Source organism: Parasphingorhabdus sp. (genome assembly GCF_036964565.1).
In the GTDB taxonomy this organism is placed as follows: domain Bacteria; phylum Pseudomonadota; class Alphaproteobacteria; order Sphingomonadales; family Sphingomonadaceae; genus Parasphingorhabdus.
Genome location: NZ_JBALTN010000005.1, coordinates 226,177 through 251,463 on the forward strand (window position 1 = coordinate 226,177; position 25,287 = coordinate 251,463).

Annotated in this window: 26 protein-coding genes; 21 read left to right on the forward strand and 5 right to left on the reverse strand. The window is 59.7% G+C overall.

Features of this window, described 5'->3' with window-relative positions:
- Window positions 1-20 precede the first annotated feature (20 nt).
- On the reverse strand, window positions 21-1,046 hold the full coding sequence (locus V7650_RS08825) for a YncE family protein (protein ID WP_335655862.1): 1,026 nt from the start codon (window positions 1,044-1,046) through the stop codon (window positions 21-23).
- A gap of 144 nt (window positions 1,047-1,190) precedes the next feature.
- Here V7650_RS08825 and V7650_RS08830 point away from each other — a divergent pair, with 144 nt between their 5' ends.
- The 3 genes from V7650_RS08830 (at window position 1,191) to V7650_RS08840 (ending at window position 3,896) form a co-directional block, all read left to right on the forward strand.
- Window positions 1,191-1,766 carry a hypothetical protein gene (locus tag V7650_RS08830; protein WP_335655863.1) on the forward strand — a complete coding sequence of 192 codons (576 nt, stop codon included), beginning with the start codon at window positions 1,191-1,193 and terminating at the stop codon, window positions 1,764-1,766.
- Between the two features lie 3 nt (window positions 1,767-1,769).
- On the forward strand, window positions 1,770-2,486 hold the full coding sequence (locus V7650_RS08835; protein WP_335655864.1) for a hypothetical protein: 717 nt from the start codon (window positions 1,770-1,772) through the stop codon (window positions 2,484-2,486).
- Window positions 2,487-2,591: 105 nt separating this feature from the next.
- Window positions 2,592-3,896, forward strand: a complete 1,305-nt coding sequence (locus tag V7650_RS08840; protein WP_335655865.1) for an FAD-dependent oxidoreductase — start codon at window positions 2,592-2,594, stop codon at window positions 3,894-3,896.
- Here the strand turns inward: V7650_RS08840 and V7650_RS08845 are convergent.
- The gene (locus tag V7650_RS08845; protein WP_335655866.1) at window positions 3,893-4,786 is read right to left on the reverse strand and encodes an alpha/beta fold hydrolase; all 894 of its coding nucleotides are present in this window, start codon (window positions 4,784-4,786) and stop codon (window positions 3,893-3,895) included. The two genes, V7650_RS08840 and V7650_RS08845, sit on opposite strands and share 4 nt — an antisense overlap.
- Before the next feature lie 78 nt (window positions 4,787-4,864).
- Between V7650_RS08845 and V7650_RS08850 the strand changes: the two genes are divergently transcribed.
- Window positions 4,865-6,607: an N-acyl-D-amino-acid deacylase family protein gene (locus tag V7650_RS08850; RefSeq protein ID WP_335655867.1), complete on the forward strand. Its 1,743-nt coding sequence runs from the start codon at window positions 4,865-4,867 to the stop codon at window positions 6,605-6,607.
- Between the two features lie 70 nt (window positions 6,608-6,677).
- Here V7650_RS08850 and dnaN read toward each other — a convergent pair whose 3' ends face one another.
- Window positions 6,678-7,793, reverse strand: a complete 1,116-nt coding sequence (dnaN, locus tag V7650_RS08855) for a DNA polymerase III subunit beta (RefSeq protein WP_335655868.1) — start codon at window positions 7,791-7,793, stop codon at window positions 6,678-6,680.
- A 229-nt stretch (window positions 7,794-8,022) separates the two neighbouring features.
- Here dnaN and V7650_RS08860 point away from each other — a divergent pair, with 229 nt between their 5' ends.
- From V7650_RS08860 to rlmN, 3 genes are read left to right on the forward strand one after another with little or no spacing between them, the layout of a single operon-like run.
- On the forward strand, window positions 8,023-8,667 hold the full coding sequence (locus V7650_RS08860) for a histidine phosphatase family protein (protein WP_335655869.1): 645 nt from the start codon (window positions 8,023-8,025) through the stop codon (window positions 8,665-8,667).
- Window positions 8,664-9,158 (forward strand): hypothetical protein, encoded by a 495-nt coding sequence (locus V7650_RS08865; RefSeq protein ID WP_335655870.1) that lies wholly within the window; start codon window positions 8,664-8,666, stop codon window positions 9,156-9,158. Before V7650_RS08860 ends, V7650_RS08865 begins: the two co-directional genes overlap by 4 nt.
- A 23-nt stretch (window positions 9,159-9,181) precedes the next feature.
- A complete protein-coding gene (gene rlmN / locus V7650_RS08870) occupies window positions 9,182-10,438 on the forward strand; it encodes a 23S rRNA (adenine(2503)-C(2))-methyltransferase RlmN (RefSeq protein ID WP_335655871.1) in 1,257 nt (418 codons plus the stop codon).
- Here the strand turns inward: rlmN and V7650_RS08875 are convergent.
- Window positions 10,435-10,824 carry a RidA family protein gene (locus tag V7650_RS08875; protein ID WP_335655872.1) on the reverse strand — a complete coding sequence of 130 codons (390 nt, stop codon included), beginning with the start codon at window positions 10,822-10,824 and terminating at the stop codon, window positions 10,435-10,437. The genes rlmN and V7650_RS08875 overlap by 4 nt on opposite strands.
- A gap of 299 nt (window positions 10,825-11,123) precedes the next feature.
- On the opposite strand from V7650_RS08875, the gene V7650_RS08880 reads away from it, so the two are divergent.
- From V7650_RS08880 to V7650_RS08890, 3 genes are read left to right on the forward strand one after another with little or no spacing between them, the layout of a single operon-like run.
- Window positions 11,124-11,936: a cytochrome b/b6 domain-containing protein gene (locus tag V7650_RS08880; protein WP_335655873.1), complete on the forward strand. Its 813-nt coding sequence runs from the start codon at window positions 11,124-11,126 to the stop codon at window positions 11,934-11,936.
- Window positions 11,933-12,691, forward strand: coding sequence for a molybdopterin-dependent oxidoreductase (locus tag V7650_RS08885; RefSeq protein ID WP_335655874.1), 759 nt, complete (start codon window positions 11,933-11,935; stop codon window positions 12,689-12,691). Before V7650_RS08880 ends, V7650_RS08885 begins: the two co-directional genes overlap by 4 nt.
- Window positions 12,692-12,729: 38 nt before the next feature.
- Window positions 12,730-13,989, forward strand: a complete 1,260-nt coding sequence (locus V7650_RS08890) for a cyclopropane-fatty-acyl-phospholipid synthase family protein (protein ID WP_335655875.1) — start codon at window positions 12,730-12,732, stop codon at window positions 13,987-13,989.
- Here the strand turns inward: V7650_RS08890 and V7650_RS08895 are convergent.
- Window positions 13,977-14,420 carry a DUF1801 domain-containing protein gene (locus V7650_RS08895; protein WP_335655876.1) on the reverse strand — a complete coding sequence of 148 codons (444 nt, stop codon included), beginning with the start codon at window positions 14,418-14,420 and terminating at the stop codon, window positions 13,977-13,979. The two genes, V7650_RS08890 and V7650_RS08895, sit on opposite strands and share 13 nt — an antisense overlap.
- A gap of 89 nt (window positions 14,421-14,509) precedes the next feature.
- Between V7650_RS08895 and V7650_RS08900 the strand changes: the two genes are divergently transcribed.
- The 11 genes from V7650_RS08900 (at window position 14,510) to rpsO (ending at window position 25,272) form a co-directional block, all read left to right on the forward strand.
- The gene (locus V7650_RS08900) at window positions 14,510-15,736 is read left to right on the forward strand and encodes an argininosuccinate synthase (protein WP_335655877.1); all 1,227 of its coding nucleotides are present in this window, start codon (window positions 14,510-14,512) and stop codon (window positions 15,734-15,736) included.
- A gap of 10 nt (window positions 15,737-15,746) precedes the next feature.
- A complete protein-coding gene (locus V7650_RS08905) occupies window positions 15,747-16,721 on the forward strand; it encodes a calcium/sodium antiporter (protein ID WP_335655878.1) in 975 nt (324 codons plus the stop codon).
- A gap of 125 nt (window positions 16,722-16,846) precedes the next feature.
- The gene (rimP, locus tag V7650_RS08910; protein ID WP_335655879.1) at window positions 16,847-17,404 is read left to right on the forward strand and encodes a ribosome maturation protein RimP; all 558 of its coding nucleotides are present in this window, start codon (window positions 16,847-16,849) and stop codon (window positions 17,402-17,404) included.
- A 2-nt stretch (window positions 17,405-17,406) separates the two neighbouring features.
- Window positions 17,407-19,035, forward strand: a complete 1,629-nt coding sequence (gene nusA, locus V7650_RS08915) for a transcription termination factor NusA (RefSeq protein ID WP_335655880.1) — start codon at window positions 17,407-17,409, stop codon at window positions 19,033-19,035.
- Window positions 19,016-19,699, forward strand: a complete 684-nt coding sequence (locus V7650_RS08920) for a DUF448 domain-containing protein (protein ID WP_335655881.1) — start codon at window positions 19,016-19,018, stop codon at window positions 19,697-19,699. The genes nusA and V7650_RS08920 overlap by 20 nt, the downstream gene beginning before the upstream one ends.
- A 64-nt stretch (window positions 19,700-19,763) precedes the next feature.
- Entirely contained in the window at window positions 19,764-22,307 is a 2,544-nt protein-coding gene (infB, locus tag V7650_RS08925; protein WP_335655882.1) for a translation initiation factor IF-2, read from the forward strand.
- A gap of 112 nt (window positions 22,308-22,419) precedes the next feature.
- Window positions 22,420-22,821, forward strand: coding sequence for a 30S ribosome-binding factor RbfA (gene rbfA / locus V7650_RS08930; RefSeq protein WP_335655883.1), 402 nt, complete (start codon window positions 22,420-22,422; stop codon window positions 22,819-22,821).
- A gap of 82 nt (window positions 22,822-22,903) precedes the next feature.
- A complete protein-coding gene (locus tag V7650_RS08935) occupies window positions 22,904-23,482 on the forward strand; it encodes a thymidine kinase (RefSeq protein WP_335655998.1) in 579 nt (192 codons plus the stop codon).
- Complete coding sequence (locus tag V7650_RS08940) at window positions 23,475-24,011, forward strand: GNAT family N-acetyltransferase (RefSeq protein ID WP_335655884.1); 537 nt, start codon at window positions 23,475-23,477, stop codon at window positions 24,009-24,011. The genes V7650_RS08935 and V7650_RS08940 overlap by 8 nt, the downstream gene beginning before the upstream one ends.
- Window positions 23,999-24,979, forward strand: coding sequence for a tRNA pseudouridine(55) synthase TruB (gene truB / locus V7650_RS08945; RefSeq protein ID WP_335655885.1), 981 nt, complete (start codon window positions 23,999-24,001; stop codon window positions 24,977-24,979). The genes V7650_RS08940 and truB overlap by 13 nt, the downstream gene beginning before the upstream one ends.
- 23 nt (window positions 24,980-25,002) lie before the next feature.
- Window positions 25,003-25,272: a 30S ribosomal protein S15 gene (rpsO, locus tag V7650_RS08950; RefSeq protein ID WP_335655886.1), complete on the forward strand. Its 270-nt coding sequence runs from the start codon at window positions 25,003-25,005 to the stop codon at window positions 25,270-25,272.
- The last annotated feature ends 15 nt before the right edge of the window (window positions 25,273-25,287 follow it).

Consider the following 25,287-nt stretch of genomic DNA (forward strand, 5'->3'; position numbering starts at 1 on the left):
ACCCGGGGCAGGTATATAGTCTAGTCCTCGTCGCTATCGCCGTCAAAGGCAACGCCCAGTCCGTCTCCGTCGGCACCCGCGCCCAGTCGCCGCACGACCACCCTACTGGAGAGATCGACTTCGGCTACCGTATCCGGCCCGGTTTCGGCCACATACATCTTGCTGCCGTCGGAGGAGAAGAGGATCGTCACCTGCCGGGAATCGGCGGTGCCGCTAATCTCGATGGTGGCTTTCTGTTGGCGCGTCGCGACATCAAACAGGCCGAGGGTGCCATTTCCCAGATTGGAGGTGATCGCGGTCTCACCATCGGGGCTGATTGCCACCCGGATCGGAAACGGACCGGTGGCTATCGTGTCCAGTTTCCCGAGGCTGATCGCATCGAATATGTGCAACTGGTCACCGCGTCGATCGGCGACCCAGACGGTTTTGCCGTCGGGTGTTATGGCGAGACCCTCCGGTTCGGTACCGCCAGGCAGGTCGGCGATCTTGGTCATGGCGACCAGATCCAGCACGCTGACGGTTCCGGACTGCATATTGGACACAAAGGCGCGTGATTTGTCGGGTGTGACAACCAGCATGTGGCTGCCCTTTTGGCCGGTCGCGATCGTAGCAATCTCTCGCTGCTGCGTTTCTCCGGTGGGCGGCGAGACCAGAGTGATATTGTCGGTGCCTTCCGTGGCCGCGATGATCCGGCCATCGTCGAGCCACATTATCCCATGGGGACGCGTTGACGGGGCCAATGACACGGTTTCGATCCGTTCGCGTGCTGCGATGTCAAATATGTCGATTGTTTCTCCGCCATAGGCGACGACGGCGGCCAGTCTGCCATCCGGGGCTATGGCTATTTCATGCGGCTGGTGGCCGGTCTTCTCTCTCGAGATTTCCCTGCCGCTGGCAAGGTCGATAAAGCTCAGGCTGTCCTCGCCCTTGTTGCCGACGAGAAGGGTTGGCGCGCCATCACCCCGTTCCGCGTGCGCCGCGGGGATCGAAGTAGCGCCCAGCAACAGCGCCAGCGAACAGAATCCCCCATATCTCCAGACCATCATTGCGCCTTTCCTGCCAATTCCAGCAGGATAGCAGCAAACAGAAGTTTTTCTATCCCGTTTTCGCCGCAGGTGTGACGCAAGCCACTCCTTGTGACCCTGCCTGTGATAGGATATGACAAATCCGATAACCAATGGGATTCCATCATGCGTATCAAAGAACGCCGTTTCGCTTCTTCGCTGGTTTTCGCCAGCCTTGTCATTGCGCTCGCTATTCCGGCGCCCGCGACGGCACAGTTCGGCGGACTCTTCAAGAAGCCGCCTGCCAGCAGCGCAGCCGGTGCCAATGACCGGGGGCAGGATTGCGACACCGACCCCCGGAAATCGATCGGCAAATCCATTCTGGGCAACGTGATCGGTGACTTTACGCGCCGAGCGACGAGAGGCATGGGCGTGGTCGGATCCTATATTCCGCGCGCCGAAGTGGCGGATACGCTGACCAATTCGATCGCCTGCCAGCTGGACCCCGACGAACAATTGCAGGCAGCGGAAGCCACGCGTAGCGTGACCCGGTCGGAGCAAGTGGGCACAAGCTCGGAGTGGACCAGCCAGACCCGAAAGGGGGTGTCGGGCAAGTCGACCGCGACGGCAAAAACGCAAACGGCGGATGGCACGAGTTGCATGACAATCACCGATATTATCATTGTTGATGGCGAAGAATCCCGGGTGTCCAAACAGATGTGCAAAGCGCGTGGAGAACCGCGCTATGCAGTGGTGGTATAGGACATGAATAGCAGGATCAGAGTCGCCTTGGTCATCGCATCCGCGTTCACACTGGGGGCCACTGAAGTTGCCCCCGGCATGGACCCCGAGAACCCGACTTGTCCGAGCGCGCCAAACTGGTCGAGCAATGCGACGATGCAACTGACGCCGAAGGTGATCAATGGCACCAAGGTGCTGCTGGCCGAAGGCGCGGTCGATGAAGCTCTGCCAGACCGGCTCCGCAAGACGCTGGCCGACAACCCGGATATTACCGAAATCTGGCTGCGGTCCCCCGGCGGGGTTGCGAGGGCCGGCAATGAGGCCGGCCGCGTGATCCGCGAGGCCGACATGCTGATCATCACCCGCATTCCGGCAGGCTGGACCTGTTTCAGCGCCTGCAATTTCGTGTTCATGGGCGGGCGGGCCAGGATCGTCGAGCCAGGCGCGCATTTCATGGTCCACATGTTCACCATGACCAACGACCGCAATGCCATAAACTACAGCATAGAAATGGGAACAGACTCCACCGTCGGGCTGATCGGCGAAGTGGAACAGCAGAGCGCGCTGCTGGCAACCGAGGACAATGACTTCCTGATCCGCATGGGTGTGTCGCGCAAATTGCTGTCCGAAGTCATGTACCGGACCAATGCCGTCAAGACCGATGACGGCGACGGCGCCACCCGGCGCTGTCTGACCAACGAAGAAGCGTTGCGATATAATGTCGCCAATGTGGACGGCTAGTCGTCGGATTCTGTCCCCATCAGCTCACCAAAATGACAGCGCCCTTTTGCTTTTCTTTTGAGAATATGGCGTTAGCATGACCCTAATGTTCTGGGAGACTGCAGCATGCGGCATATTGCGATCATAGGGTCGGGCCCGGCGGGCTATTATTCGGCGGAAGCGGCACAGAAGAAGTTCGGTGAGGAGGTCGCGGTCGATATCATCGATCGGCTGCCGGTTCCCTTTGGCCTGATCCGCACCGGCGTGGCCCCTGATCACCAGTCGATCAAGGCGGTCTCCCGGCGCTACGAAAAGACCAATCTTGGCGACAATGTCCGGTTTGTCGGCAATGTGACGGTGGGCGAAGATATCAGCGTGGCCGAGTTGCAGTCGCTCTATGACGCGGTGGTACTGGCCACGGGTGCTCCGCATGACCGGCCGCTCGACATACCGGGCAGCGACTTGCCGGGCGTGATCGGCAGCGCTGCCTTTGTCGGCTGGTATAATGGCCACCCCGATTTCCGTGATCTTGATCCGCCGCTTGATGCGCGATCTGTCGCGATTATCGGCAACGGCAATGTGGCGCTCGATGTCGCCCGGATCTTGGCAAAGACGGAAGAAGAATTTACCGGCAGTGATATTGTGGGGCACGCACTGGATGGACTGAAGGCCAGCAAGGTCGAGAAGATTGTCTTTCTCGGACGGCGCGGCCCCCACCAGATTGCGATGACGCCGAAAGAGCTTGGGGAATTGGGCCATCTTGCCCGCGCGAGGCCGGTCATCGAGGCAGGCGATTTTCCGGACGAGGGCGACGATGCCATGCTCGAACCCGGAATACGCAAGTCGGTAACCCATTTGCGCCATTTCCAGATCGCTGCGGCCGACGCGCATCACAAGCCGATCGAGATTATTTTCGACTTCTTCGCGATGCCGGTGGCCATGGAAGGCGACGGGAGAGTGGAGAAGCTGATCGTCGAAAGAACGGCGCTAGACAAGGATCTGCGATCGATCGGCACCGGAGAGCGTTATGCGCTGGACTGCCAGATGGTGATCAGCTGCATCGGCTATCGCACGCCACCGATTGAAGGGGTGCCCTATGAACATGGCCGCGGACGTTTTGCCAACAGCGAAGGCCGGATATTGCCGGGTCTCTATTGCGTTGGCTGGGCGCGGCGCGGCCCGTCTGGCACGATCGGCACAAACAAGCCCGACGGCTTTGCCATTATCGAGGCGGTGGCCGAGGATATTGGCTCGGGCGGGCGCAAGGAGGGGCGGGCCGGGCTGGACCGCCTGCTGGAAGATCGCGGTGTGGAAACGGTTACCTTCCGTGACTGGAAGAAAATCGAGGAGGCGGAAATAGCCCGCGCCCGCGACGGCTCCCCGCGGGAGAAATTTACCGATATCGCGGATATGATTGCAGCACTGAGCTAGTCGGGCAGCCACTCTCGTAAAATCGCATTGACCCGTTCCGGCGCTTCCTGCTGCACCCAGTGCGAGACACCCGGCAAGCGGTGCAGTTCGAGATCAGGGACCCATTGCTGGGTGCCGTCGGTGCAGCGAATATCAATGGCGCTGTCTTCCTCGCCCCAGATCATCAGCGTCGGGATGTGGACGATGCCGTCGCCCGTCTGCCGTGCATCGGGCATACGCAGCAAGGCGCGGTAATAATTGATCATGGAGCGCAGTGCTCCGGGTCGACTGGCGGCGTCGGCATAGACCTGAAGTTCGGCTTCGGGAAAGCGACTCTTGTCGACCGCCATGCGGGAAAAGGCGCGCTTGACCCGCTCGGCGCCGTTCCGGCCCAGCAGCCATTCGGGCATGCGCGGCAGCTGGAAGAAGAAAATATACCAGCTTTTGCGGAGCTGATACCAGTGCCGCATTTCGCGCTGCGCGCATTTTGGATGGGGGACGTTCATGATCACCAGCCGTGTCAGCGGTCGGATTTTCAGGATTGCGAAATGCCAGGCGATGATCGCGCCCCAGTCGTGCGCGATCAGGGTGACTTCCTCCGCGCCGCTGGCATCAATCAGCGCCGCCACATCTTGCACCAGTGTTTTCAGTCGATAGCTGTCCACGCCCTCCGGTTTGCTGGAGCCGCCATAGCCGCGCAAATTCGGCGCCCAGACCTGATAGCCCATCTCCACCAGCAGCGGAATCTGGTGGCGCCAGGAATAGTGGAGTTCGGGGAAGCCGTGCAGGCAAAGGGCGAGTTTCGATCCTGCGCCGGCGGTCGCGACCTCGAACGTCTGGCCATTGGCTTCGACCCATCGCATGGCAATGCCGCTTGCAGGCTCGGGGTTCCAGGAGAATGAGTCGACCATGTCATTTCCTAGCATTAGCAGACTTTAATCATCCAGTTAAATCTGATAAGTAGTCCGAAAATATAAAGGAGAGACTCGATGCATGATCTGGTAATTCGTGGCGGAACCGTGGTTGACGGAAGCGGTGGCAAGCCCTTTGCGGCTGATGTAGCGATTGATGGCGACCGCGTGTCGCTGGTCGGGACGGTTTCCGCGCAGGGCCGCGAAGAGATTGATGCGACCGGAAAATTTGTCACGCCGGGCTTTGTCGACGTGCATACCCATTATGACGGACAGGCGACTTGGGATGACGAGATGGCGCCGTCGAGCTGGCATGGCATCACCACGGTGGTGATGGGCAATTGCGGTGTCGGCTTTGCGCCCGCCCGGCCCGACCGGCACGAGTGGTTGATCAACCTGATGGAAGGCGTGGAGGATATTCCGGGAACCGCGCTCGCCGAGGGGATGAGCTGGAACTGGGAGACCTTCCCTGAGTATCTCGACGAACTGGAAAGAATGCCGCGCACCGTCGATGTCGCGACCCACGTGCCGCATGGCGCCGTGCGCGCCTATGTACTGGGCGACCGGGAGAAACCGGGCGCAATACCAACGCAGGACGAGATCGACCAGATGTCGAAAATTGTCGAGGACGGCCTGAAGGCCGGTGCTCTCGGTTTCTCCACCTCGCGCACCATTCTCCACCGCAGCATCGACGGCGAACTGGTGCCTGGCACCACGGCCACCAAGGAGGAGCTGATTGGCATCGGCAGGGCGATGGGGCGGGTCGGCTATGGCGTGTTCGAGATGGCCAGCGACCTCAACCGGGAATGGGACGAATTCGGCTGGATGGGTGATCTGTCCCGCGAGACCGGGATGCCGGTGACCTTTGCCGCGCTGCAGTCGATCGCCAAGGACCAGTCGCTGGACGAGCAGATTGCCAATATGCGCGCGGAGAACGACAATGGCGCGAATATCGTGGCGCAGATCGCGTTGCGCGGCAATGGTATCGTCATGGCATGGCAGGGCACGGTGCATCCGTTCATCCGGCACCCGAGCTGGATGGCAATGGACGGTCTGAGCTGGGACCAGAAATATGCGAAACTGAAGGATCCGGCTTTCAAGGCGCAGTTGCTGGAAGAAACCAGCACCCCGCCGGAGCAGGTTGACATGATTCCCGTGTTCATGGTGGTGACCCAGGGTTGGGCCGCCCAGTTCGAAATGGACGAGGATTTCGACTATGAGCCGCAGGCAGACGAAAGCATTGCTTCGCGCGCCGCGGCATCTGGCAAGTCGGGGGCTGAATATGCCTATGATCTGCTTATGGCGGACGAAGGCCTAGGCTTTATCTATCTGCCATTGCTCAATTATATGGACGGCAATCTCGATTTTCTCGAGCAGTTGCAGCAGGCCGACGATACCGTGAACAGCCTGTCTGACGGCGGCGCGCATTGCGGCACGATTTGCGATGCGGCGAGCCCGACCTTCATGCTGGAATATTGGGTGAAGAACCGTGCGCGCGGCACGATCAGCATCGAGCATGCGATCAAGCGGCAGTGTCTGGATACGTCGCGCCTCTACGGTCTAAACGATCGGGGCGTCCTCAAGCCCGGCTATCTCGCCGACGTCAACGTGATCGACATGGACCGGATCAAGCTGGGCAAGCCGTGGCTGGCGTTCGACCTGCCGGCGGGCGGCAAAAGGCTGCTTCAGAAGGCCGACGGCTATGATTATACGATCAAGTCGGGGCAGGTGACGTTCAAGGGCGGCGTGGTGACCGACAAGCGCCCAGGCGGGCTGATCCGCGGACCGCAGCGTGTGGAAATGCTGGAGGCGGCGGAGTAGGCCGCCAGCCGCTGTTGCAGGAAATGACGACTTGGCGCCATCGGCGCCAAGTCACCGGCTCGCGGTGGTGCTAAACCCGCATCGGCATCAGCACATAGAGCGCTGCTGACTTGTCATTCTCGCGGATCAGCGTCGGGGCGCTGGCGTCGGCGAGGTGGAGTTCCACCGTGTCACCCTCGATCTCGCCGAGAATATCCATCAGATATTTCGAATTGAAACCGATTTCGAATGTCTCGTCCTTGTAGGAACCGGGCACTTCTTCCTCGGCCTTGCCATTTTCGGGCGAGGTGACCGAAAGGGTGATCTTGTCGTCGCCAAGCGCCATCTTGACGGCGCGGGTCTTCTCGGTGGCGATGGTCGAGACGCGGTCGACGCCCTGGGCGAAGCTTTTCGGGTCGATCTTGAGCAGCTTGTCATTGCCGGTCGGAATGACGCGTGTGTAATCTGGAAAGGTGCCGTCGATCAATTTGCTGGTCAGGATCGCGGTGCCGAGAGTGAAGCGGATCTTGCTGGCCGACAGGTCGACCTGCACCGACGCTTCACTGTTCTCGTCTAGCAATTTGCGCAGTTCATTGACGCATTTGCGCGGGACGATCACGTCCGGCATGCCTTCCGCTCCGGCAGGGCGGGGCAGGGTCACGCGGGCGAGACGGTGGCCGTCGGTTGCGGCGGCCTTGAGTACGGGCGTTTCCTCGTCCTGCACGTGCAGGAAGATGCCGTTGAGATAATAGCGCGTTTCCTCGGTCGAGATGGCGAAGCGGGTCTTGTCGATGATCTGAATCAGCGACGAGGCCGGCAGCTCGAAGCTGGTCGGCAGCTCGCCCTCGGCGATGACCGGAAAATCGTCGCGCGGCAGCGTTTGCAGGTTGAACCGTGCCCGGCCGGCATTGACCTTCATCTTGCCATCGGCGGCGTCCAGCTGCACCTGCGATCCGTCGGGCAATTTCCGGGCAATGTCGAACAGGGTGTGGGCCGACACGGTCGTGGAGCCGGCGGTCTCGACCTGGGCCTGGACGGTCTCGACCACCTGCAAATCGAGATCCGTCGCCATGAGCTTGATGCTGCCGTCGGCGCTGGCTTCGATCAGCACGTTGGAGAGGATTGGAATGGTGTTGCGCCGCTCGACCACGGACTGGACATGCCCCAGGCTCTTTAGCAATGCCGCGCGTTCAATGGTCGCTTTCATAAACCGTCCTTCTTGTTCCAATCGCCCGTAACGACAGATGTGCGAAAACAGACCGCACGCGTTCACGGATAGTCCTTGGCTTCATTAACAATAAAGTGCCGCAGGGCAAGCCTGATCGCGGCCCATGGTCGGATAATGCCGTGAAAAACTGTGGAAAAAAGCGACAGGGTGGCTAAAGCCGCAGGTGCACGGGTTGGATTTGGCCATTTCGGGACAGGACAGGGTTAACATGAGCGGAATAGATACCAAGGGAACACGCCTGTTTATCGCACGGCACGGCGAGACGATCTTCAATCTGGCCGGGCGGATACAGGGGGACCATGTCCATACGCCGTTGACCCGGACCGGATTTGCCCAAGCGGATGAGATGGGGCGGGCACTGGCGCGGCATCTGACGACCGAACAGCCGTCTCTCGACCTGATCGCCTCGGACACCGACCGGGCACTGCAGACATTGTCGGTGATCGCCGAACATGTCGGTGCCGACTGGCACCAGGCACGCAGCGACGCTCGGCTGCGCGAAATCGACATGGGGGAATGGGGCGGTGCCTGGTACCGGGACCTCGCCGGTCAGCTGGAAATCGACGAGGCGGAGCGGTTGTTCGTGACCGTCGCTCCCGGTGGCGAGGATTATCGGGCCATTGCAACGCGGCTGGAACAGTGGATTGCGGAACAGGAATTTACCCGCGACGCGGTGTTGATCAGCCACGGCATGACCAGCCGGGTGCTGCGCGGGCTGCTCACCGGTCTGGATCCGCATCCGCGCTTTGGCGCGCCGATTGCCGAAGGCCTGCCGCAGGGCTCGATCGTGCAGATCAGCGATGGTGTCGAAAAGATCCTCCATATTGGCGGAGGGGAAGGGGAGAAGGCTTGAAACGGCAGACTGCCCTTATCGCGCTTCTGTCCTGCGCCATTGCGATACCGGCGAATGCCAGGGATTCCCTCGGCATCTTTAACAGCTGGGGGGCCTTTCGCGATCCGGAAATCCCGCGCTGCTATGCGATCGCCGAGTCAGAGGAGATCACCGGCAAGGCGGAGCGGAAATCTTTCGCCACCATCGGTTTCTGGCCCAGCCGCCAGATTCGTCGCCAGTTTCATGTCCGCCTGAGCCGAGACCGCTCGACCAACAGCCGGGTCATGGTCAGTATTGCCGGTCGCCGTTTCCAGCTGACCGCCAACCGATCGGACGGCTGGTCGCAGGACAAGCGCATGGATGCCGCGATCAACGCGGCGATCCGGTCTGCGACGAGCATGACCGTGGAAAGCGTGGGGCGAGACGGCAAGCCGATCGTTGACGCTTACCGGTTGCGGGGCGCGGCGACCGCGATTGACGCGGCGTCTCTCGGCTGTTCGCGGTTGCGGTAGATTTTCCTGAAGACAGGCCTTATATGCCGCCCATGCAGATTCCCGGACACATAGATCCCGTTCCCTTGCCCGCCAAGGTCACTCCGCGCCCCGATGGCCGCGTTGATATTATCGGCCTCAGTCCGCTGGAGATTCGCGGGCTGATGAACGACGCCGGACTGGATGAAAAGCAGGCCAAGTTGCGCTCTAAGCAGCTGTTTCACTGGATATACCACCGCGGTGTGACCGATTTCGACAAGATGACCGATCTCGGAAAGACACTGCGCCCTTGGCTGGCGGAGCGTTTTGTCGTGGGTCGACCCGAGGTCGTCGAGGCGCATCTTTCGGAAGACGGTACCCGAAAATGGCTGCTGCGCTCGGCGGACAGCCAGGATTATGAGATGGTCTTCATCCCGGACGAGGACCGCGGCACCCTGTGCATTTCGTCGCAGGTGGGCTGCACGCTGAACTGCCGCTTTTGCCATACCGGCACGATGCGACTGGTGCGCAATCTGACGCCGGGCGAGATCGTCGGCCAGGTCATGCTGGCGCGCGATGCATTGGGCGAATGGCCTAAAGGCGTGATGGATTTTGCCGACGAGGAAGAAGCCGAGAATACCAAGGAATATAACCAGGCCTATAAATCGGACGGCCGGTTGCTGACCAACATCGTTTTGATGGGAATGGGTGAGCCGTTGTACAATTTCGACAACGTGCGTGATGCGATGAAGATTGTGATGGATGGTGACGGGCTTGCGCTGTCGCGCCGGCGGATTACGCTGTCGACCAGCGGTGTGGTGCCGATGATCGCGCGCGCGGGTGCGGAGATCAACGTCAATCTCGCGATCTCGCTGCACGCGGTGAACAAGGAGACGCGGGACGAGATAGTCCCGCTCAACCGCAAATATTCGATCGAGGAACTGCTGCAGGCCTGCGCCGATTATCCGGGTGCCAACAATGCCCGGCGGATCACCTTTGAATATGTGATGCTCAAGGACAAGAATGACAGCGATCAGGATGCTCGGGAGCTCGTTAACCTGCTGCGCAACTATGACCTGCCGGCAAAGGTCAATCTGATCCCGTTCAATCCATGGCCGGGTTCGGACTATGAATGTTCCAGCCCCGAACGGATCAAGGCTTTTTCGAAGATCATCTTTGATGCCGGGATTAGTGCCCCGATCCGAACCCCGAGGGGCCGGGATATCATGGCGGCATGCGGCCAGCTGAAATCCGCCAGCGAAAAGAAGAGCCGTGCGGAGCTCGACCGTCTCGCCGAAGAGAAGCAGGCCGCTCTGGGCTAGGCGACGGCGATTACGTCGATCTCCACCATCAGCTCCGGCAGGGCGAGGGCCTTGACCTCAAGCGTCGTGTCCGCCGGATAGGGATATTGGAAATAGGTCTTGCGGGCTTCGACTATTTTCGGGAAATTTCCCATGTCTGTCAGATAGATGGTTACTTTTATGATCTGGTCCCTGCTGCTCCCAGCCGCATGGAGCATCCGGTCAATATTCAGAAATATCTGGCGCAACTGCATGTCGAAATCACCAGCGCCAACGACTTCGCCCTGTTCGTTCAGCGCCGCCTGACCAGAGAAAAACAGCATGTCGCCCACCTGCCAACCCGGAGAAATCGCATAGGGAGCCAGCGGATCGGGATCGAGCTTGATGACTTGTTTGTAGGTACCCATGATATTTTATCCTTCCCATCTGAGAGCGATATTGTGACGAATATTGGTCCTGTTTAACAGTCATAAAAAGCTGCGGTGATCGCTATCTCCTTCATCTTTGAACGGTCCGGGAGGTAAACGCACCCGCGGGGAACCGCCCTTCATGCAAAACAGGGACGCTCTGCCCGCGACCATATCAAACTGGCCGCCGGTATTGACGTTGGCATGTCGCTGTCTCGCGGTGCTGCGCAGTTTAAATAGATCGGCGCATGATGTAACGATGGGCTTGGCAAGCGCGAACAAGCGTCTAGAGTGCCATCATGCCGAAGGAAGCCGCTATTTCCCGACAACCGCGCCACCGCCTGACGACCCGCCTGTGGCACTGGCTGAATGCCTTGTGCCTGCTGGTGATGCTGATGAGCGGCCTAACCATTTTCAACGCGCATCCCCGGCTCTACTGGGGCGAATATGGGGCGAACAATGACCATGCATGGATGGCGATCGGATCCTCGGACCGAATTGGCTATCTGCGGCTGGGCAGCATGCGCGTCGAGACGACCGGGGTTCTGGGCAACTGGCAGGACAGCCAGGGCCGGACCCGGAAATGGGCCTTCCCGGGCTGGGCAACCATTCCGTCCAGCTACAGTCTGGCGGACGGCCGCCGCTGGCATTTTTTCTTTGCCTGGATTTTCAGTGTCGGACTGGCATTGTTCATGATCCGGTCGTTGTGGAACCGTCATATCCAGCGGGACTTGCGCATGAGCAGGACCGAATGGCGTGCATCCCATATCTGGCAATCCCTTCGCGACCACAGCAGCCTTTCCGCAATCCGCCAGTCCGCCTCGGAAGAATATAATGTCGTCCAGAAGCTGAGCTACATCGGCGTGATATTCGTATTGCTGCCGCTGATGATTGCCACGGGGCTGGCGATGTCGCCGGCCATGGATGCCAACTGGCCGATCCTCACGGATGTTTTCGGCGGGCGCCAGTCTGCCCGATCGGTCCATTTCATCACCGCATTTCTGCTCGTGCTGTTTTTTCTGGTCCATATTCTGATGGTAATGCTGTCCGGACCATTGCGGCAGACGGCTGCGATGCTGGCGGGCGGTGAGCGCAAGGAGCAGCAATCATGACGATCCTGACACGCCGGGCGCTGATCAGCAGCGCAGCGATAGGAGCGGGCACCCTGCTCACCGGCTGCGACGCGCTCAACCGTAGTCCCGCCTTTCAAGGCGTGCTGGCAAAGGCCGAAACCGCCAATTTCGTTGTTCAGCGGACATTGGGTGACCGGATGGAGCTGGCCAGCGAATATCGCACGGCCGACCTGTCGCCCAGTTTCCGGGCAAATGGTACGAGGGATCCGGGAACCGTGAAATATGCGGCAAGCGCGGCGCAGGGATTTGCCGACTGGTCGCTTCGACTGACCGGGCTGTTTGTGCGGCCGCAGCAATTCAGCCTCGCGGCCCTGCAATCCATGCCGCAGCGGACCCAGATCACCCGGCACGACTGTGTCGAGGGCTGGAGCGCCATCGGCCAGTGGACTGGCGTGCCGCTCAAGATCCTGCTCGATATCGCGCGGCTTCAGCCGAGTGCCCGGTTTCTGGTGTTCCATTGCGCCGACAAGCTATCGGGGCGGCCCTATTATGAAAGTATCGATCTGCTCGACGGCTTTCATCCGCAGACCATACTGGCTCATCAATTGAATGGGGAGCCACTGCCGGTGGCCAATGGCGCGCCGCTGCGACTGCGGGTCGAGCGTCAGCTGGGCTACAAGCATGCAAAATATGTGCGCGAGATCGAGGCGGTCGCAACACTTGCCGCGACCGGCGAGGGCAAAGGCGGCTACTGGCAGGATGTGGCCAATTACGAATGGTATGCGGGTATCTGACGCAACGGCAATGTTGGCGTCGCATATGGAGCGAGTGAATGTCGATATTGGGCAAGTTTCTGCATAATGTAGTCGAAAAGGGTTCGCTTCGAATAACCCATGCGGACGGGTCAATCGAGCAGTTTGGCGCGTCCGCCGACGGCTTTCCTGACATCGGTATCCGGCTTGCCGACAAGGCCGTGGTTCGGCAGATCCTGCTCGATCCGCGGCTGGGGGCCGCCGAAGCGTACATGGACGGGCGGCTGATCATTGAGCAGGGCGATGTCATGGGACTGGTTCAGTTGCTTCGCGCCAACCGGCCGTTTGAGAGGGGCGGTACGCTCAGGAAACCGAGCGGCTTGCGGAAGTTTCGCGATGCCGCAGCAGCCAGTCTCGACCGGGTCAATCTGCCGGGCCGAGCAAGAAGTAACGTGGCGCACCATTATGACATCGGCAACCCACTGTACGAACTGTTTCTTGACGAGGACATGCAATATAGCTGCGCCTACTGGGACTTTGCCCGGCGCGGGCCGGATATGACGCTGGAACAGGCCCAGCAGGACAAGAAGGCGCATATCGCCGCCAAGCTGGACCTGAAACCAGGGCAGCGCGTACTGGATATCGGCTGCGGCTGGGGCGGTATGGCGCTTTACCTGCACCGCCATTGCGGCGTCGAGGTGCTGGGCATCACGCTGAGTGAAGAGCAATTGAGAAAGGCCCGGGAGCGCGCCAGCGAAGCAGGCGTTTCAGAAACGGTCAAGTTTGAGTTGATCGACTATCGCGATCTGGCCGCGCGCGATGCCGGGCGTTTCGACCGGATCGTATCGGTCGGCATGTTCGAGCATGTCGGAACTCCGCAGTTTGAGACGTTTTTCCGGTGCTGCGCCAATCTGATGACCGACGACGGGGTGATGCTGCTGCACACGATCGGCCGCATGGGTGGTCCCGGCACCACCGACGCCTTCACGCGCAAGTATATTTTTCCGGGCGGTTACATACCAGCGTTGAGCGAAACCCTGGTGGCCAGTGAAAAATATCGGCTGATTGCCACCGATATCGAGACTTGGCGGTTGCACTATGCCCACACCTTGCGCGAATGGTACAGGCGCACCCTGCATAATCGAGAGAAGATCACCGCTCTCTATGACGAGCGCTTTTTCCGGATGTGGAGCTTCTATCTTGCCGGCGCCACGGCGGCTTTCGAATATGGCGGTATGTGCAATTACCAGATCCAGTTCAGTCGCAACCGGAGGACCCTGCCACTGACGCGGGACTATATTGGGGAACAGGAGAGCTATTTGATCCGTCAGTCCGGATAGCGCGTGTTCATCAAATCCCAGTTGTTGGCGATCAACTGCTCCAATATGGTCATATCTATCTGGTCCAGCCGGTTGATATAAAGGCAGGATTTTCCCATGCCATGTTTCCCGAGTAGAGCAAGGAGACGGTCCTGCTCGGCTTGCGCTTCGGCCGTGCAATAGGCACCCATCAGATAGAGGCTGAGCTTGGCTTTGCGCGGCGAGAATCCGGTGCGGCACATCATGCCTTCCCGGCCGCTGTCATATTTATAGTTGTAGCTGCCAAAACCGATGATGCTTGGGCCCCACATTTTCGGCTCCTCGCCGGTCACGCGCCGGAACAGCGTGATCAACTGCCTGGCTTCATCCTGCCGACGCGCGGGCTCGGCAGCGGCCACAAAGGTTTCGACCTCTGCGTCGGTCCGGGTGGTTTTCAATTCTGCCTTTGCCACGATGCCCTCCTCATTATTCAGGTATATCATATTGCACGGCAAATTGGAGCCTGTTAGGCGCGGCCTTTGATTCATGGAAAGACGAGACAATGAGCGATTCCGTTAAACGTGTGGTTCTGGCCTTTTCCGGCGGCCTTGACACCAGCGTCATCCTCAAATGGCTGCAACAGGAATATCAGTGCGAGGTGGTGACCTTCACAGCCGATCTCGGACAGGGCGAGGAGCTGGGACCCGCGCGCCGCGTAGCCGAAACGCTGGGCGTCAAGCCGGAGCATATTTTCATCGACGACCTGCGCGAGGAATTCGTCAAGGATTTCGTCTTCCCGATGATGCGCGCCAATGCGCTCTACGAGGGCCTTTACCTGCTCGGCACGTCGATCGCGCGGCCACTGATTTCCAAGCGACAGATCGAAATCGCCAAGCTGACCGGCGCTGACGCCGTCGCGCACGGCGCAACCGGCAAGGGCAATGACCAGATCCGCTTCGAACTCGGCTATTACGGCCTGAGCCCGGACGTCAAGGTCATCGCTCCCTGGCGGGAATGGGATCTGACCAGTCGCACGCGGCTGATCGAGTTTGCCGAGAAGCATCAGATTCCGATTCCCAAGGACAAGCGGGGCGAGGCACCGTTTTCGACCGATGCCAACATGCTCCACACCTCTTCGGAAGGAAAGGTGCTGGAAGATCCGTGGGAGGAAGTGCCGGACTATGTCTACTCGCGGACCAAAAATCCCGAGGACGCGCCGGATATCCCGGAATATATCACCATAGATTTCGAGCGCGGCGACGGTGTCGCGATCAACGGTGAGGGCATGAGCCCGGCGACATTGCTGGAAAAGCTGAACGAATATGGCTGTGAGCACGGCATCGGCCGACTGGATCTGGTGGAAAACCGCTATATCGGTATGAAATCGCGCGGCATGTACGAAACGCCGGGCGGTACCATCTATCATGCTGCCCACCGGGGAATCGAGCAACTGACGCTTGATCGTGGTGCGGCGCATATGAAGGATGAACTGGCGCCGCGTTATGCCGAGCTGGTCTACAACGGCTTCTGGTTCTCGCCCGAGCGAGAGATGCTGCAGGCGGCGATTGACCACAGCCAGGTACGGGTGAACGGTACCGTCCGGCTGAAGCTCTACAAGGGTTCGGTGAGTGTGGTCGGCCGCAAGTCGCCCGACAGCCTCTACAGCGAGAAAGTGGTGACATTCGAGGATGATGCCGGCGCCTATGACCAGAAGGATGCGGAGGGCTTCATCAAGCTCAATGCGCTGCGGCTGAAGCTTCTCGGCAAGCGCAATGAGCGTAACGGGTAGAGACTAGGCCATGCTCGTTCCGCTGCTTCTGCTTCTTGTCGGCTTTGTCATACTGATTGTCGGGGGCGAGTTGCTGGTGCGAGGTGCCGTTCGGGTGGCAGAGCGGGCGGGTATGTCCGAGCTTCTGATCGGCCTGACCATCGTCGGATTCGGTACATCTGCACCGGAGCTGGTCGCCAGCGTGGAAGCGGCACTGGCCGGCTCGCCGGGGATCGCCTGGGGCAATATTGTCGGGTCCAACCTTGCCAACAGCCTGCTCATCCTGGGCGTTGCGTCGCTGATCCTGCCGGTCGTGGTGCCAAGGGGGCCTCTGTGGCGCGATGGCGGATTGGCGCTGATTGCGACGATCGTCTTGTGGCTGGTCGCCAGCACAACTGGGATAACGGCTGCGGTCGGCATCGGATTTCTCCTGCTTCTCGTCGCCTATCTGGGTTATGCCTATTGGGCCGAGCAGACACAGTCGGCTGGGGCCAGTGCCCTGCATGAAAAGGCCGAATCGCTCGAGATTGCAGACACCCATTTGCATGACTTGCAACCGCTCTGGCGCTCGGCACTGGTGCTTGTGGCCGGATTGGTCATGATCGTGCTTGGTGGCCGGTGGCTCGTCGAGGGTGCGGTGGATCTCGCGCGCCTGATAGGCATGAGCGAGGCGGTAATCGGCTTGACCGTCATCGCCATCGGAACCTCGCTTCCCGAACTGGTTACCTCGGTGATCGCTGCCTACAAGGGAGCGAGCGCCGTGGCGCTGGGCAACGTGCTAGGGTCCAACATATTCAACCTGCTCTTTATCGGTGGCATCACGGCGATCATCGCCCCGGGCACCATACCAGGCGAAATTGCGGATTTCGCTCTGCCGTTCCTGATCGCGGCCTCGGTGCTGCTGTTCGTTTTTGCTGCGACGGGACGAAGGATATCCCGGGCGGAAGGCGGGATATTGCTGGCAATCTATCTGGTGCTGCTCGCCTATAATGTGTTGTCAGCCTGAATCAGGGATTGCAATATCCGGAATCTGCTCCTAAATAGCATCCATCCCAACATTGTGAGATTTGAAGGGGCTGGCGCCAGACGGGGCCGGCAACCAAGGTCTTTGCAGCAGGAAACGGAATCCATTTGACCGAAATAGCGACCCTGACGACATTGATTGAACCGGAAGCCAAGGCTCTCGGATTCGATCTCGTGCGGGTTCAGTTCGTATCCGGAGCCGAAGAGCCCACACTGCAGATCATGGCGGAGCGTCCGGAAACCGGGCAGCTCGGCATCGATGATTGCGCGGCATTGTCGCGGCGGATATCGGCAAAATTCGATGATCTGGAAGAGCAGGGCAGGGATCCGATCGATCACGCCTATCGGCTCGAAGTGAGTTCTCCGGGCATTGACCGTCCGCTGACCCGCCCGATCGATTTTCAGAACTGGTCCGGCCATGAAGCGAGGATCAATCTGGTTGAGGCGATTGCCGGCAAAAAGCAGTTGCGCGGTATTCTCCAGGGGCTGGACGGAGAGACGATTAAGATTGACGATCGCAAGGCGGGAAGTCAGGAGACACCACTTGCAAACGTCCATAGTGCGAAATTGATTCTGACCGATGCGCTGATTGCTGCCACCGTCCCGGTGTCGGCAGACGGCGCGGACGAAATTGAAGAACAGACTTTAGAAGAACAGGAAGACTAACCATGGGCAGTGCCATTTCAGCCAATAAAGCCGAGTTGCTGGCGATCGCAACCGCCGTTGCGACGGAAAAGATGATCGACAAGGCGATCGTCATCGAGGCGCTCGAGGAAGCGATTCAGAAGGCCGCTCGTGCCCGCTATGGTGCCGAGAATGACATTCGCGCGAAATTCGACGTCAACACCGGCGATCTGCGGCTGTGGCGCGTCGTTGAGGTGGTTGACGAGGTCGAGGACTATTTCAAGCAGGTCGATATCAAGCAGGCCGAGAAGCTCGAGCCGGGCGCCAAGGTTGGCGACTTCATCGTCGATCCGCTGCCGGAAGTCGATCTCGGACGCATCGATGCGCAGTCTGCCAAGCAGGTGATTTTCCAGAAGGTTCGCGATGCGGAACGCGAACGGCAATATGAAGAGTTCAAGGAACGGGCCGGAGAAATCATCACCGGCGTCGTGAAATCGGTCGAATTCGGCCATGTGGTCGTCGATCTCGGTCGCGCCGAAGGCGTCATCCGCCGCGACCAGCAAATCCCGCGCGAAGCTGCCCGGGTTGGCGATCGCGTCCGTTCGCTGATTCTGGACGTCCGTCGCGAGAACCGCGGACCGCAGATTTTCCTTTCCCGCGCCCACCCCGATTTCATGCGTCACCTGTTCGCTCAGGAAGTGCCGGAAATTTACGACGGTATCATCGAAATCAAGGCTGCTGCCCGGGATCCCGGTTCGCGCGCCAAGATCGGCGTGATCAGCCATGACAGCTCGATCGATCCGGTAGGCGCCTGCGTCGGCATGAAGGGCAGCCGCGTTCAGGCCGTCGTGCAGGAAATGCAGGGCGAGAAAATCGACATCATTCCGTGGTCGGAAGATATCGCGACATTTGTCGTCAATGCCTTGCAGCCAGCGACGGTTAGCCGTGTGGTGATCGACGAGGAAGAAGGCCGGATCGAAGTTGTCGTTCCCGACGACCAGCTCAGCCTTGCCATTGGCCGCCGCGGACAGAATGTCCGCCTCGCGTCGCAGCTGACCGGTCTGGCGATCGACATCATGACCGAAGCGGATTCGAGCGAAAAGCGGCAGGCCGAATTTGCCGCGCGGACAGAGATGTTCCAGGAAGATCTCGACGTCGACGAAACCCTGTCGCAGCTGCTGGTGGCCGAAGGCTTCAGCGAGCTGGAAGAAGTGGCCTATGTTGCGCCGGAAGAAATTTCGAGCATCGAAGGGTTTGACGAAGAGCTGGCCGTGGAACTGCAAAATCGTGCGCTCGAAGCGCTGGACCGGCGCGAGGCGGCTGCGCGCGAAAAGCGCACCCAACTGGGCGTCGAAGATGCGATCGCGGAATTGCCGCACCTGACCGAAGCCATGCTGGTGACGCTCGGCGAAGCCGGACTGAAGACGCTCGATGACGTTGCCGATCTGGCGACGGACGAGCTTGTTCTGAGGCGCAAATCTGAGCCGCGCCGTCGCAATGACAATCGCAAGCCCGAACCGGACGGCGTTCTTGCCAAATATGGCCTGACCGAGGAGCAGGGCAACGAAATCATCATGGCCGCACGCGCGCACTGGTTCGACGATGAAGACGAACCGGCAGCAGCCGTGACGGAAGAAGCCGGGGAGGACGCAGATGCGGAATCCCCCCAATGAGACGCGGTCTAAACCTCTAGATCAAGCGCCTTATCGTAAATGCATTTTGACCGGGGAAAGCCTTCCCCAGGAACAATTGATGCGTCTTGCGATGGGTCCCGACGGGCAGATTGCACCGGATGTGAGGGCGAAGGCCCCGGGCCGCGGCGCGTGGATCGGCGTTGACCGGGCCGCGCTGGAAATGGCGCAGGCGAAGGGGCAGCTGAAGGGCGCGCTGGCACGCGCCTTCAAAACAGGCCAGTTCGATGTTCCGGAAAATATAGCCGAAATGCTTGAATCTGCGCTGGAACGCTCCACCTTGGACCGGTTGGGTCTCGAGGCGCGGGGGGGTACGCTGCTGACGGGCTCGGAAAAGATCGAAACCGCCGCCCGACAGGGCGACCTGACCATGCTGCTCCACGCGGCCGATGCGGGTCGCGACGGCTGTGCCAAACTCGATCAGGCGTGGCGTGTCGGCAGCGACCGCGAAGGCGAAAATATTCGCGGACTGATATTGCCGGTGGACCGGCAGGGGCTTTCTGTGGCATTGGGCCGCCAGAATGTGGTGCATATCGGGATAACCGACAAGCGCGCAGCGGGGCGAATTTCGCACAGCCTGAATAGATGGCTTCACTTTATCGGTTCTGATAAAGTCGACGATGATGCGGAAAAGAAAGTTGCGTGATCCGGGTGAGAGATGCCGGATGTCATATTGCAGTGTTTATTATTTTAAGGATTAAGTCTGTTCGATGAGTGAAGATACAAAAGATACGCCAAAATCTGCACGCAAACCCCTTGGGTTGAAGCGTTCGGTTGAGCCTGGCGAAGTCAAACAGACTTTCAGCCACGGGCGGACCAACAAGGTTGTCGTCGAGGTCAAGCGCAAGAAGCTGGTCGGCAAGCCCGGTGCGCAGGAAGCGGCCAAGGAAGTCGTCAAGGAAGTTGCGGCGCCCGCTCCGGCACCCGCTCCCAAGCCGGCACCGAAAAAGCCCGCTCCCGCATCCAAGCCGGATAATGGCATGACTCGTCAGGAGTTGCAGGCAAAACTGCTGCGCGAGGCCGAAGAAGCCCGCCTTGAAGCCATGCAGGAAGCGCGCAAGCGCGATACGCTCGAGAAGAAAGAACAGACCGCTGAAGAGAAAAAGCGGGCTGAAGAAAATCGCAAGGCCGAGGAAGAACAGGCCCGCAAGGCGCAGGAAGAAATAGCCGCGGCTGAAAATGCTGCTGCCGATGCTTCTGCCGTTGTCGAGCCCGCTGGTGTCGAAGAACCGGCTGCCAAGACCGATGCACGGCCCCCGGCGCGCAAATTCACGCCGGTGGAATCGCCGAAGCGTCCCAAGCCCGAAAAGGAAAAGGAAAAGCAGAAGGTCGGACGCGATGATCGCAACGACCGTCGCCAGTCGGGCAAGCTTACCGTCAACAAGGCGCTGCGCGGCGAAGACGGCGCAGCCCGGGCCCGCTCGCTCGCCGCGCTGAAACGCGCGCGAGAAAAGGAAAAGCGCGCCCAGCGTTCGGGACGGCCAAGCGAACCGCGCGAAAAGCAGATCCGCTCCGTCATCGTGCCGGAAGCGATCACCGTGCAGGAACTGGCAAAGCGCATGGGCGAAAAGGGTGCGGACCTCGTCAAATCCCTGTTCAACATGGGCTCGATGGTTACCGTTAACCAGACGATCGATCAGGATACCGCCGAATTGCTGGTCGAGGAATTCGGCCACAACATCCAGCGCGTGTCTGAATCCGATGTCGAAATCGATACCCAGGCCGATGTCGATCCGGAAGAAACGCGCAAGCCGCGTCCGCCGGTGGTCACGATCATGGGCCATGTCGACCATGGCAAGACCTCGCTGCTCGATGCGCTGCGCGGAACCGACGTGGTCGCCGGCGAAGCGGGTGGCATCACCCAGCATATCGGTGCCTATCAGGTGACGATGAAGAATGGCGACAAGGTCACCTTCCTCGACACGCCGGGTCATGAAGCCTTCACAGAGATGCGGATGCGCGGTGCCAATGTCACGGATATCGTGATCCTGGTCGTTGCCGCCGATGACGGCCTGATGCCGCAGACGATCGAGGCGATCAACCACACCAAGGCGGCCGGCGTGCCAATGATCGTGGCTATCAACAAGATCGACAAGGAAGGTGCCGATCCGACAACGGTTCGGACCCGCCTGCTCGAGCATGAGATCATCGTCGAGGAAATGTCCGGCGATGTGCTGGACGCCGAGGTTTCGGCCCTGAAGAAAATCGGACTCGAAGAGCTGATGGACAAGATCCACGTTCAGGCCGAGCTGCTGGAACTCAAGGCGCGTCCTGACCGTCCTGCCGAAGGCGCAGTGGTCGAGGCGAAGCTCGATATCGGGCGCGGCCCGGTTGCCACCGTATTGATCGAGCGCGGCACGCTGAAACGCGGCGATGTGTTCGTCGTCGGTTCGCAGACCGGCAAGGTTCGGGCGATGATCGACGATAAGGGGCAGCAGATCAAGGAAGCGGGGCCTTCCACTCCGGTCGAGGTGCTCGGTATCTCGGGCGTTCCGTCTGCCGGCGACAAGCTGACCGTGGTCGAGAATGAAGCGCGGGCGCGCGAAGTCGCCGCCTATCGTGCGGAGCAGCAGAAGCTGAAGCGCACCACGCAGGCACCGACCAGCCTGGAGAACATGTTCTCTGCGGCGGCGAACAGCGCGGTGGAGTTCCCGGTACTGGTGAAAGCCGACGTCCAGGGTTCGACGGAGGCGATCGTGCAGGCGCTGAACAAGATTTCGAACGACGATATCAAGGTGCGGATCCTGCACAGCGGTGTCGGCGCGATCACGGAATCGGATGTAACCCTGGCCGGGGCGAGCAAGGCGCCGATCATCGGCTTCAACGTGCGTCCCAATGCCAAGGCACGGGAAATCGCGAAGCGCGACGGCGTCCGCTTCAAATATTTCGACATCATCTATGATCTGACCGACGATATCCGTGCCGAAATGGCCGGTGAACTGGGTCCAGAGAAGATCGAAAATGTCGTGGGCAGGGCAGAGGTCAAGGACGTGTTCAAGTCAGGGAAGAAGGACAAGGCAGCCGGCTTGCTGGTTACCGAAGGCGCGCTTCGCAAGGGCCTGTTTGCCCGCCTTACCCGCGACGACGTCATTGTCAGCGCAACGACCATCGCGTCGCTGCGCCGCTTCAAGGACGATGTCGAGGAAGTGCGCGCCGGCATGGAATGCGGTGCGGTTCTGGAAGATACCAACGATATCAAGCCAGGCGATATGCTCGAAGTCTTCCAGGTCACGGAGAAAGAGCGCATACTCTGATATAATCGTCCTGCCGGGTCACGTCCGGGATCCAGTTGTGTTGGCACCGTCGCGACGGATGTTTACGGATTTTGAGCGCGCTTCGGCATGACGAATTTGAGGCATTTTTATTGTGGCAAAATATAATGACACATCTCCCGAAGGCCGTTCGGTCCGCTTGCTGCGCGTGGGCGAGCAGGTCCGGCATATCTTGTCGGAACTGCTGATGCGTGGCGAGGTGCATGACGAACTGCTGACCGCAACCAGCGTCAGTGTGACCGAGGTTCGGATGTCGCCCGACCTGCGCCATGCAACGGTTTTCGTAAAGCCTCTGCTGGGCGCGAACGAGGCGGATGTGCTGAAGGCACTCAGGACCAACACAGCGTTCTTCCAGAAGGAAGTCGCGAAGCGGGTGCAGATGAAATATGCCGCAAAGCTGAAATTTCTGGCCGACGACAGCTTCGACACGGCGGAGCATATCGAAAGCCTGCTCAACGATCCAAAGGTTGCGCAGGATTTGGGCGGGGACTCCTAGATTCCTCTTGTCGTCATCCTGAACTTGTTTCAGGACCCCGGGAGATCCTGAAACAAGTTCAGGATGACGAGTGACAGGACAGATGGCCAAGCTCTATTTCTATTATGCGTCGATGAACGCGGGCAAGTCGAGCAATCTGCTGCAGGCGGCGTTCAACTATGGCGAGCGCGGCATGAAGGTGATGCTGTGGACCGCGGCGATCGACAACCGTGCGAGCTTTGGGGCAATCGCCTCGCGGATCGGGCTGCATGCCGACGCCCATCGCTTCGGCGAGGACGCGGACATGTTCGCCGCGGTCAGCGCGGAGCATGAACAGGGGAAACTGGCCTGCGTGATGATCGACGAGGCCCAATTTCTGACCGAAGCCCAGGTCTGGCAACTGGCACGACTGGCGGACGAGGAGGGGATTCCGGTGCTGTGCTATGGTCTGCGCACCGATTTTCAGGGCAACCTGTTTCCCGGCTCGGCGAAGCTGTTGGGGATTGCCGATAGCCTGGTCGAACTGAAGGCGGTCTGCGAATGCGGGCGCAAGGCGACGATGAACCTGCGCATCGACGCAGCGGGCAGGGCGATCGCAGCTGGCGCGCAAACCGAAATCGGCGGCAATGAAAGCTATCTTGCGCTGTGCCGCAAGCATTTCCGGGAGCGGTTGAATGGCTGAATTGTCGACAGTGCTGGAAAGCGGCCCCGTGCGGCTTGAGCCGCTGGCCGAGCATCATCTCGAACCGCTGAGAGCGGCCTGTGCGGAAGATCAGGAGATCTGGGACATCTATCCGGTTTCGATGCTCGAGGAGAATTTCGACAAGGCGATCGAGGCCTTTCACGACACGTCCAACTGGGTCCGCTTTGCTGTGATCGATATCGCTAGCGGCACGGTAGTTGGCATGACCAACTATATCAATCCCGACAAATTCGGCGTGGTGGAGATTGGCGGTACCTATATCGCGCCATCGGTGCGCGGTACCGGATTCAACGATACGATGAAGAAGCTGATGATTGATCACGCCTTTGCCAATGGCTTTGCGCGGATAGAATTCCGCGTCGATACCCGCAACAAAAGGTCGATGGCAGCGGTGCTGAAACTGGGCGCAAAACACGAGGGCACGTTGCGCCGCAACCGGGTAACCTGGACCGGCTATGTGCGGGATACGGCGGTTTTCGGCTTGCTGAAGGAAGAGTGGGCCGCTTGAAACATCATGGCTGGATCATATTGGACAAACCACTGGAACTCGGCTCGACGCAAGCGGTGGGGGCGGTAAAGCGGAATCTGCGCGAGGGGGGATTGCTTGGCAAGGGCAGGGACAAGCTGAAGGTCGGCCATGGCGGGACGCTGGATCCGCTGGCGACCGGGGTATTGCCGATCGCGATCGGCGAGGCCACCAAGCTGTGCGGACGGATGCTGGACGCAACGAAAATCTATGAATTCACCATCGGGTTCGGTACGGAAACCGAGACTCTGGATGTCGAGGGAGCCGTGACCGAGACGTCCGATCACAGGCCGTCGCTGGTGGCGATTGAAGCGGTTTTGCCACAATTCACAGGACCGATCGAGCAAATCCCGCCGAAATATTCGGCGCTGAAGATCGATGGCAGGCGGGCCTATGATCTGGCACGGGCAGGGGTGGACGTCGAGATGAAGCTGCGGGAGGTGACGATCTTTTCACTTACTGTTTGTCATCCTCAACTTGTTTCAGGACTTCCCGAGAACCCGAAACAAGTTCAGGATGACGAACCTCTGGAATCAATCATCCTCACGGCCATAGTCTCCAAGGGAACCTACATCCGTTCGCTGGCGCGCGATATCGCGCGGGCCCTTGATACGGTCGGCCACGTCACCATGTTGCGGCGGACAAAGGCCGGTCCCTTCACCCTGGAACGGGCGATTTCGCTGGACAAACTCAACGAAATTGGTAAGGGCGCGGACATCAAAGACTATCTTTTGCCGCTTGAGGCAGGGCTGGACGACATCCCGGCTTTTGACCTCACCCCTGATCAGGCAAAACTGCTTCGGCAAGGCATGACGCTGGACGAACGGGACATGATCGGGAACCCCGCACTCAACGGGCTTTTTCTGGCGACAGAGGACCATGGTTCTCCGGTTGCGCTGGCCGAGCTGGTTGATGGCACCGTCAAGGTGGTCCGCGGGTTCAACATGTGAATGATGTTCGAAGGAAAAATAAAATGACGATTACCGCCGAGAAAAAACAGGAACTGATCATGAAATTCGCCCAGAACGAAGGCGATACCGGTTCCCCGGAAGTTCAGGTCGCCGTGCTCACCGAGCGCATCGTGAACCTGACCGAGCATTTCAAGGGCCATCACAAGGACAATCACTCGCGTCGTGGATTGCTGATGATGGTCAACAAGCGGCGCAGCCTGCTGGACTATCTTCGCAAGAAGGACGTCGAGCGCTATGCCAAGCTGATCAAGGACCTTGGTCTGCGTAAATAGGAATATTGAAGGCGG